The sequence below is a fragment of the Nocardioides sp. genome, from assembly GCF_036401255.1.
Taxonomy (GTDB): Bacteria; Actinomycetota; Actinomycetes; order Propionibacteriales; family Nocardioidaceae; genus Nocardioides.
In genome coordinates, this window is sequence record NZ_DASWVI010000192.1 from 1 (window position 1) to 8,054 (window position 8,054).

The following is an 8,054-nucleotide window of genomic DNA, read 5'->3' on the forward strand; positions in this document are numbered from 1 at the left end:
CTCGACCGCCTGCCGGCCCTGCTGGGCGCCGACGACGACGTCACCGGGTTCGACGCCGACCGGCACCCGCTGGTCGCCGAGGGCTGGCGGCGCTACGCGCACTGGCGCCTGGGCCGCACCGGCCTGGTGATGGAGTCGCTCGTGCCGGCGATCATCGAGCAGAAGGTCACCGGCCAGGAGGCGTTCGCCGGGTTCCGGATGCTCGTCCACCGCTACGGCGAGCCCGCGCCCGGGCCCGGCGCCGACCACCGGCTCCGGATCCAGCCCGATGCCGCGACCCTGCGGGCCATCCCCTCGTGGGAGTGGCTGCGCCTGCACGTCGACCCGGCCCGCTCCCGCGCGCTGGTGACCGCCGCGCGCGTCGCCGACGCGCTGGAGCGGACCGTGGGCCTGCCCGGCGACGAGGTCGAACGCCGCCTCACCACCCTTCCGGGGATCGGGGTGTGGACCGCCGCCGAGGTGCGCCAGCGCGCCCACGGCGACCCCGACGCGGTCTCGTTCGGCGACTACCACGTCGCGAAGGACCTCGGCTGGGCGGTGGCCGGCCGGCCGTTCGACGACGCCGAGATGGCCGACTTCCTCGAGCCCTGGCGCCCCCACCGCGGCCGGGTCCCGGTGCTCGTCGCACTCGTCGCCGGCCGCCGCGAGCGGCACGGCCCCCGGATGGCGCCCCGCACCCATCTCCCCGCCAGCGTGAGGAGGTCCTGATGGACCAGGGAACGGACCTGGAAGCACTCCACACCGCCGACGAGGCCGAGGCCGCCGCGTTCTTCGCCGACGCCGACCCCGAGGCCCTGGTCGCGGCGATCGCGGCCACCTCCGACGACGACCTGCTCGGCCTGATCGGCCGCGAGGAGGTCCGGTCGGCGGCGATCGCCGGCATCCTCCACCGATTGCACGAGTACGCCGTGCCCGAGCGGGTCGCCCGGCTCCACGGCACGGTCCGGATCGACCTCGAGCGCCGCGGCCGGCTGCTGGAGCGGCACGCGCTGCGCTTCACCCGCGGCGAGCTGGAGGTCCTCGACGACCCGCACGGGGAGGTCGGTGCCGAGATCGACGTGGTGCTCCGCACGAGCGTGCTGCGGTTCGTCCGGCTGGTCAGCGGCGAGCGCAACGCCGGCCTGGAGTACCTCTCCGGCAAGCTCGACATCGAGGGCGACGCCGAGCTGGCGCTGGCGGTCGGCGGGATCTTCCGAGTGCCGGGACACCAGGAGGTGGCCGTCGACCCGACCGCACTCGACCCGGTCGACGTGGCGACCGCGCTCCGGCACACCCCGCACGACCACCTCAAGCGGGTGATGACCTCCGGGTTCCGGCCGGTGGTGCTCGGCGAGATCTTCCGCCGGCTGCCCGAGTTCGTGGACCCCGTGCGCGCCCGCGGCGTCGACCTCGCCGTCGGGTTCCGCCTGCTCGGCAACCCGACGGGGGAGATCGAGCGCTACGTCGTACGCGTCCACGACGGGGCGGCCACCGTCACCTCCGGCGACGAGGGGGAGGAGCGCGACGCGACCGTCACCTGCGAGGCCCACGACTACCTGCGGCTCGCGACCGGCCACCTCAACCCGCTGGCCGGGGTGCTCAAGGGTCAGCTCAAGGTCAAGGGCGACCGGGCCAAGGCACTCAAGCTGGCCTCGGTCATCGACATCCCCGAGCCGCGCTGACCCGCACCGTGGCGGCGGCGCCTAGAGCAGCGGCCGCAGCGGCCCGAGCAGGGTCTCGGTGAACTTGCGGTGCAGGTCGCGGGCCTCCCACTCGGCGCGCGTGAGCTCCAGCGAGTTCGACTCGTCGGTGCGGTAGATCTCCTCCATCGTCTCCGCGAAGCCCTGGTCGATGATCTCGACGTTGATCTCGTAGTTGCCGGTGAGGCTGAGCCGGTCGATGTTCGCGGTGCCGACCGTCGACCAGGTGCCGTCGATGGTGGCCGTCTTGGCGTGCACCATCGCGTCCTTGAACCGGAAGATCCGCACCCCGGCGTCGAGCAGCTGCGAGAAGTACCCGCGGGAGAGCCAGTCGGCGACGATGTGGTTGGACTTGTGCGGCAGCAGGAGCCGGACGTCGACGCCGCGCCGGGCGGCGTCCTTCATCGCGTCGACGAAGTCCTGGTCGGGCAGGAAGTAGGCCTGCGTCATCCAGACGTTCCTCGACGCCCGGCTGATCGCCTCGATGTAGATCGAGCGGATCGGGAACATCCACAGCCTCGGCACGTTGCGGTGCAGCCGGATCCGCGGCTCCCAGCTCGACGCGGTCTCGAGCAGCAGCGGCCGCATGCTGGTGCCCAGCCGCCGGCGCCGGTTGAGGTTCCAGAAGTCGGCGACCGCCCGCTTGAGGTCCCACACCGCCGGGCCGGTGATCCGCACGTGGGTGTCGCGCCACTCGGTGGCGTACGCCGACCCGATGTTGTAGCCGCCGACGAAACCGACCGCGTCGTCGACGACGAGGATCTTGCGGTGGTCCCGGCCGTAGCGGCTCAGGTCGAAGAACCGGAGCCCGGCGGGATAGACGGGGTAGCGCAGCACCTTCAGGCCCGGCGGGAACCGCTTGAACCGCGGGGAGACCACGAGGTTCGCGAAGCCGTCGTAGATGCAGTAGACCTCGACGCCGCGCGCCGCCGCGGCGGCGAGCGCGGCCTTGAACCGCTCGCCGACCTCGTCGCCCTTCCAGATGTAGGTCTCGAACAGGATCTGCCGCTCGGCGCCCTCGATCGCGGTCAGCATCGCCTCGAACAGGTCCTGGCCGTAGGTGTACGTCGTCAGCGTGCCGTCGCCGACCGGCACGGCGCGCGGCGTGGTGACCGGGAACGGCTTGGGCTTCTTGCCCCGGCGGCGGTAGGAGTCGACCAGGGACATCCCGATCGCGATCGCCAGCTGGATGCCGAACACCGTGAGCAGCACCCGCCGCAGCACGGTCAGCGCCCGCTCCGCCCCCGCCAGCCTGCTCACGCGTTCACCCTAGCGAGGCCGACCCACTGTCGGCGCGTCCGTCTAGGCTCGAAGTCATGCGACCAGTGACCGATCTCGAGCGCCGGGTGGCGCCGTTCCGGGTGGTCTCGGACTACCAGCCCTCCGGCGATCAGCCGGCGGCGATCAAGGAGATCACCGAGCGGATCAACGCCGGCGTCCAAGACGTCGTCCTGCTGGGCGCGACCGGCACCGGCAAGACCGCGACGGTCGCGTGGGTGGCCGAGCAGGTCCAGCGGCCGATGCTGGTGATGCAGCCCAACAAGACCCTGGCCGCCCAGTTCGCCAACGAGCTGCGCCAGCTGTTCCCCGACAACGCGGTCGAGTACTTCGTCTCCTACTACGACTACTACCAGCCCGAGGCCTACGTCCCGCAGACCGACACCTACATCGAGAAGGACTCCTCGATCAACGAGGAGGTCGAGCGGCTGCGGCACTCCGCCACCAACAGCCTGCTGACCCGGCGCGACGTGATCGTGGTCAGCACGGTGTCCTGCATCTACGGCCTCGGCACGCCGCAGGAGTACGTCGACCGGATGATCCGGCTCAAGATCGGCCAGGAGCACGACCGCGACTCGATCCTGCGTCGGCTCGTCGAGATCCAGTACACCCGCAACGACATGACGTTCACCCGCGGCACGTTCCGGGTCCGCGGCGACACCCTCGAGGTGTTCCCGGTCTACGAGGAGATGGCGATCCGCATCGAGTTCTTCGGTGACGAGATCGAGCGGATGATGACGCTCCACCCCGTCACCGGCGAGGTGGTGACCGAGGACGAGGAGCTCTACATCTTCCCGGCGACCCACTACGTCGCCGGTCCCGAGCGCATGGAGCGCGCGATCCGTGGCATCGAGCTCGAGCTGGAGGACCAGCTGGCGAAGTTCGAGCGCGAGGGCAAGCTGCTCGAGGCGCAGCGGCTGCGGATGCGCACGACCTACGACATCGAGATGATGCGGCAGGTCGGCTCCTGCTCGGGCATCGAGAACTACTCCATGCACATCGACGGCCGCTCGCGCGGCTCGGCGCCCAACTGCCTGCTCGACTACTTCCCCGAGGACTTCGTGCTGGTCGTCGACGAGTCCCACGTCGCGGTGCCCCAGATCGGCGGCATGTACGAAGGCGACATGTCCCGCAAGCGCAACCTGGTCGACCACGGGTTCCGACTGCCGAGCGCGATGGACAACCGGCCGCTGCGCTGGGAGGAGTTCCTCGACCGCATCGGCCAGACGATCTACCTCTCCGCCACACCCGGCGACTACGAGCTCGACAAGGTCGGGGGCGACACCGTTGAGCAGATCATCCGTCCGACCGGTCTGGTCGACCCCGAGGTCGTCGTCAAGCCGACCAAGGGCCAGATCGACGACCTGATCCACGAGATCAACGTCCGGGTCGAGAAGGGCGAGCGGGTCCTGGTCACCACGCTCACCAAGAAGATGTCCGAGGACCTCACCGACTACCTCCTCGACGCCGGCATCCGCACCCGCTACCTCCACTCCGAGGTCGACACGCTCAAGCGCATCGAGCTGCTGCGCGACCTGCGGCTGGGCCAGTACGACGTGCTGGTCGGCATCAACCTGCTCCGCGAGGGCCTCGACCTCCCCGAGGTCTCGCTCGTCGCGATCCTCGACGCCGACAAGGAGGGCTTCCTGCGCTCGGACAAGTCGCTGATCCAGACGATCGGCCGCGCGGCGCGCAACGTGTCGGGTCAGGTGCACATGTACGCCGACCGGATCACCCCGTCGATGGAGTCGGCCATCGACGAGACCAACCGGCGTCGCGCCAAGCAGATCGCCTACAACACCGCCCACGGCATCGACCCCCAGCCACTGCGCAAGAAGATCGCCGACATCACCGACATGCTCGCCCGTGAGGAGGAGAGCACCCAGGAGCTGCTCGAGACCTGGCAGCACCAGGACCCCAAGAAGCGGAAGGCCCCGGTGCCGGGTCTCTCGCGCATCGCGGGAGGCGAGGCTGGCCAGCACGCGGGCGACCTGGCCGGGCTGCCGAGCGCCGAGCTCGCCCAGCTGATCCAGGAGCTCACCGACCAGATGAAGGGCGCGGCCGCCGAGCTGCACTTCGAGGTGGCCGCCCGCCTGCGCGACGAGATCAGTGACCTCAAGAAGGAGCTCCGCCAGATGATGGAAGCGGGTGCGAAATGACGACGATCAGGCAGGTGCAGGTGACGTTCGACTGCGCCGACCCGCGCGCGCTCTCGCTGTTCTGGAACGAGGTGCTCGGCTACGAGCTGCCACCGCCGCCGCCGGGCTTCGAGTCCTGGGACGCGTTCGCCGCGACCCTGCCCGAGCACCTGCGCAACAGCGCGTCCGCCTCGCAGGACCCCGACGGCGCCGGTCCGCGGCTGTTCTTCCAGCGCGTCCCGGAGGGCAAGGTCGTCAAGAACCGTGTCCACCTCGACGTCCGCGCCGCGCCCGGCCTGCAGGGCGAGGAGCGGATGGTCGCCCTCGAGGCCGAGTGCGAGCGTCTGGTCGCCCTCGGCGCCACCCGCGTGGCGCGCCACGAGCCGGCCCCGCCGATGGGCGCCGGCCACATCGTCATGCAAGACCCCGAGGGCAACGAGTTCTGCCTGGACTGAGGTGGTCTCGATACGCCGCCGCTCGTCCCTCGCGGCGGCTACTCGACCACCGAATCTCGGATCGTTGGTGGACGAGCCCACCGAACCTCGGATCGGTGGTCGAGTAGCGAGCGCCAGCGAGCGTATCGAGACCCACCACCTAGACTCCTGTCAGTGACGTCGAGCCTCCGCAGCCCGTACGCGGTCTGGCTGGTGGGTCTCCTGGTCTACCTCGTCGCGGTGTTCCACCGCTCCTCGCTGGCGGTCGCGGGACTCGCGGCCACGGACCGGTTCGACATCTCCGCCGCGCAGCTCGCGACGTTCACGATGCTGCAGCTGCTGGTGTACGCCGGCCTGCAGATCCCGGTCGGCCTGCTCGTGGACCGGTTCGGGCCGCGCAGCGTGCTGCTGACCGGCACCGTGCTGCTGACCCTGGCGCAGGTCGGGTTCGCGCTGGCCTCGACGTACGGCCTGGCGCTGCTGGCGCGGGTCTTCGTCGGCATGGGCGATGCGATGACGTTCATCTGCGTGCTGCGGCTGGTGAGCACCTGGTTCCCGGGCCGGCGGATCCCGCTGGTCACCCAGCTGACCGGCACGATCGGCCAGCTCGGCGCGATCGGGGCCGCGGTGCCGATGACCTGGGCGCTGCGCGAGCTCGGCTGGACCACGGCGTACCTGCTCGCCGCGTCGCTCGGGATCCTCCTGGCGGTCGCGCTGCTGGCGGTCGTGCGCGACACCCCGCACGTGACGCACCTGCGCGGGCCGGCGATGTCGCTGGCCGCCGTGCGCGACAGCCTGGCGGCCTCGTGGGCCCACCCCGGCACCCGGCTCGGCTTCTGGATGCACTTCGTGACCCAGTTCAGCGCGACCGCGCTGAGCCTGCTGTGGGGCTACCCGTTCTTCGTGCGCGGCGAGGGGACGAGCGCGGGCGTCGCGGGCGTGCTGCTGACGATCATGGTCGTCGCGGTGATGTGCACCGGGCCGGTGCTCGGCTGGCTCGTCGGGGCGCACCCGTGGCACCGCTCGACGATGGTGCTCACGATCGTCGGCACGATCGTCGTGGTGTGGACGGTCGTGCTCGCCTGGCCCGGCGACGCGCCGCTGGGGCTGCTGGTCCTGCTGGTCGTCGTGGTCGGCGTCGGCGGTCCGGCGTCGATGATCGGCTTCGACCTGGGGCGTACGTCGAACCCCGACGAGCGGCTCGCCAGCGCCAGCGGCATCATCAACCAGGGCGGCTTCCTGGCCAGCCTGCTGCTGGTGATCGCGATCGGCATCATCCTCGACTGGCGCACACCCGGCAGCGGCTCGGCCTACGGGCCCTCGGCGTTCCGCTGGGCGATGAGCGCGCAGTACGTCCTCTGGGCGGTCGGCCTCACGCAGGTCTACCGCTACCGGGTCAAGACCCGCCGCGTGGTCGACCGCGACGAGCTCGAGGGCCCGCGGGTCGTCCCGGCGGCGTAGCGCCCGCGCGCCAGCAGCGCCAGCACCACCACCGAGCCGACGACGACGGCGGTCCCCACCCACGGCCCGTCCCGCAGCGCGGGCACGCTCGCGACCACGAGGAAGAGCACGGCGTGCCCGACCACGACCAGCAGCGGCGACCGGCCCAGCGCGCCCAGGGCCGGGTCGGCCACCGCCGCCACGGGCCGCCAGCAGGTGGTCAGCACGACCAGCGCCACGAGCGCGGCCGCCGCGACCACCAGCAGCCGCGGGAGCGGCAGGCCGGGATCGGCCGCGGCCGGGGCGGCGCCGGTCCACAACAGTCCGGACGCGGCGAGCACCACGACGGCGAGCACGGCCGACCCGGCACGGCCGCGCAGGAAGGCAGCGACCTCGTCGCGGTGGCGGGCCAGGGCGATGCCGTGCACGAACAGCACCTGCCAGACCAGCAGCGGCGCCAGCTCCTCCGACAGCGACGGGAGCACCTCGGCGCCGGTGAGCCGCCCGGCGGCGTACCCCGCCCACGACGCCGGCAGCACGATCCACCACCGGCCCCGGTGGAGGGGGCCGGCGGCCAGCGGGGCCAGCGCGACGAGCGCGACGAACAGCGCCAGCGGCACGAGCAGCCAGGTGCCCATCTCGAGGAACAGGTACGCCCGGCCCACCGACCCCGGCGGGGGATAGTCGAACAGGTGCCGCGCCTGCCGGTACAGGTCGTCCTCGCCCACCGTCGCGACCGCGTCGAGGTCGAGCCCGGGCAGCAGCCCGAGCAGATAGACGGCGAGTACGCCGACGAGCGTGACCAGCCACGTCACGAGGGCTCGGCGCCACCGGCGTCCCAGGGCGGCGACCTGCCCCAGCCGGGCCGCGAGCGGCGGGTAGGCCAGGCCGACGGCGGCGCCCGAGACCAGCACGAACGTCTCCAGACCGCCGAGCGCACCCGCCCCTCCGGCGAGGTCGTGCAGCGGCCCGTCGACCGGCAGGTGCCAGGCGACCATGGCGGCCAGCACCAGGCCGCGCAGCAGGTCGAGACGGTCGTCGCGCGCCGACGCGTCCGGGTAGCGCCAGGCCCGGCGCCGTGCGCC

At 71.8% G+C, this 8,054-nt stretch carries 7 protein-coding genes; 5 read left to right on the forward strand and 2 right to left on the reverse strand.

The genetic code is table 11. The features are described 5' to 3' along the window. Positions 1–708 (forward strand): DNA-3-methyladenine glycosylase 2 family protein (locus VGD85_RS09065; RefSeq protein WP_331063125.1); only part of this gene is annotated, 708 nt, incomplete at its 5' end. Beyond that, positions 708–1,661, forward strand: a complete 954-nt coding sequence (locus tag VGD85_RS09070) for an SCP2 sterol-binding domain-containing protein (RefSeq protein WP_331063126.1) — start codon at positions 708–710, stop codon at positions 1,659–1,661. The genes VGD85_RS09065 and VGD85_RS09070, both read left to right, overlap by 1 nt. A 21-nt stretch (positions 1,662–1,682) precedes the next feature. On the opposite strand, the gene VGD85_RS09075 is transcribed toward VGD85_RS09070, so the two are convergent. Further along, entirely contained in the window at positions 1,683–2,939 is a 1,257-nt protein-coding gene (locus tag VGD85_RS09075; RefSeq protein WP_331063127.1) for a phospholipase D-like domain-containing protein, read from the reverse strand. 56 nt (positions 2,940–2,995) lie between these two features. On the opposite strand from VGD85_RS09075, the gene uvrB reads away from it, so the two are divergent. The 3 genes from uvrB to VGD85_RS09090 all read left to right on the forward strand — a co-directional run bounded on the left by uvrB (position 2,996) and on the right by VGD85_RS09090 (position 6,990). After that, positions 2,996–5,116, forward strand: a complete 2,121-nt coding sequence (gene uvrB, locus VGD85_RS09080; protein WP_331063128.1) for an excinuclease ABC subunit UvrB — start codon at positions 2,996–2,998, stop codon at positions 5,114–5,116. Continuing rightward, positions 5,113–5,550: a VOC family protein gene (locus VGD85_RS09085; protein WP_331063129.1), complete on the forward strand. Its 438-nt coding sequence runs from the start codon at positions 5,113–5,115 to the stop codon at positions 5,548–5,550. The genes uvrB and VGD85_RS09085 overlap by 4 nt, the downstream gene beginning before the upstream one ends. Positions 5,551–5,703: 153 nt before the next feature. Further along, positions 5,704–6,990 carry an MFS transporter gene (locus tag VGD85_RS09090; protein WP_331063130.1) on the forward strand — a complete coding sequence of 429 codons (1,287 nt, stop codon included), beginning with the start codon at positions 5,704–5,706 and terminating at the stop codon, positions 6,988–6,990. On the opposite strand, the gene opgC is transcribed toward VGD85_RS09090, so the two are convergent. After that, positions 6,918–8,054: OpgC domain-containing protein (opgC, locus tag VGD85_RS09095; protein WP_331063131.1), on the reverse strand; the 1,137-nt coding region annotated here is incomplete at its 5' end. The two genes, VGD85_RS09090 and opgC, sit on opposite strands and share 73 nt — an antisense overlap.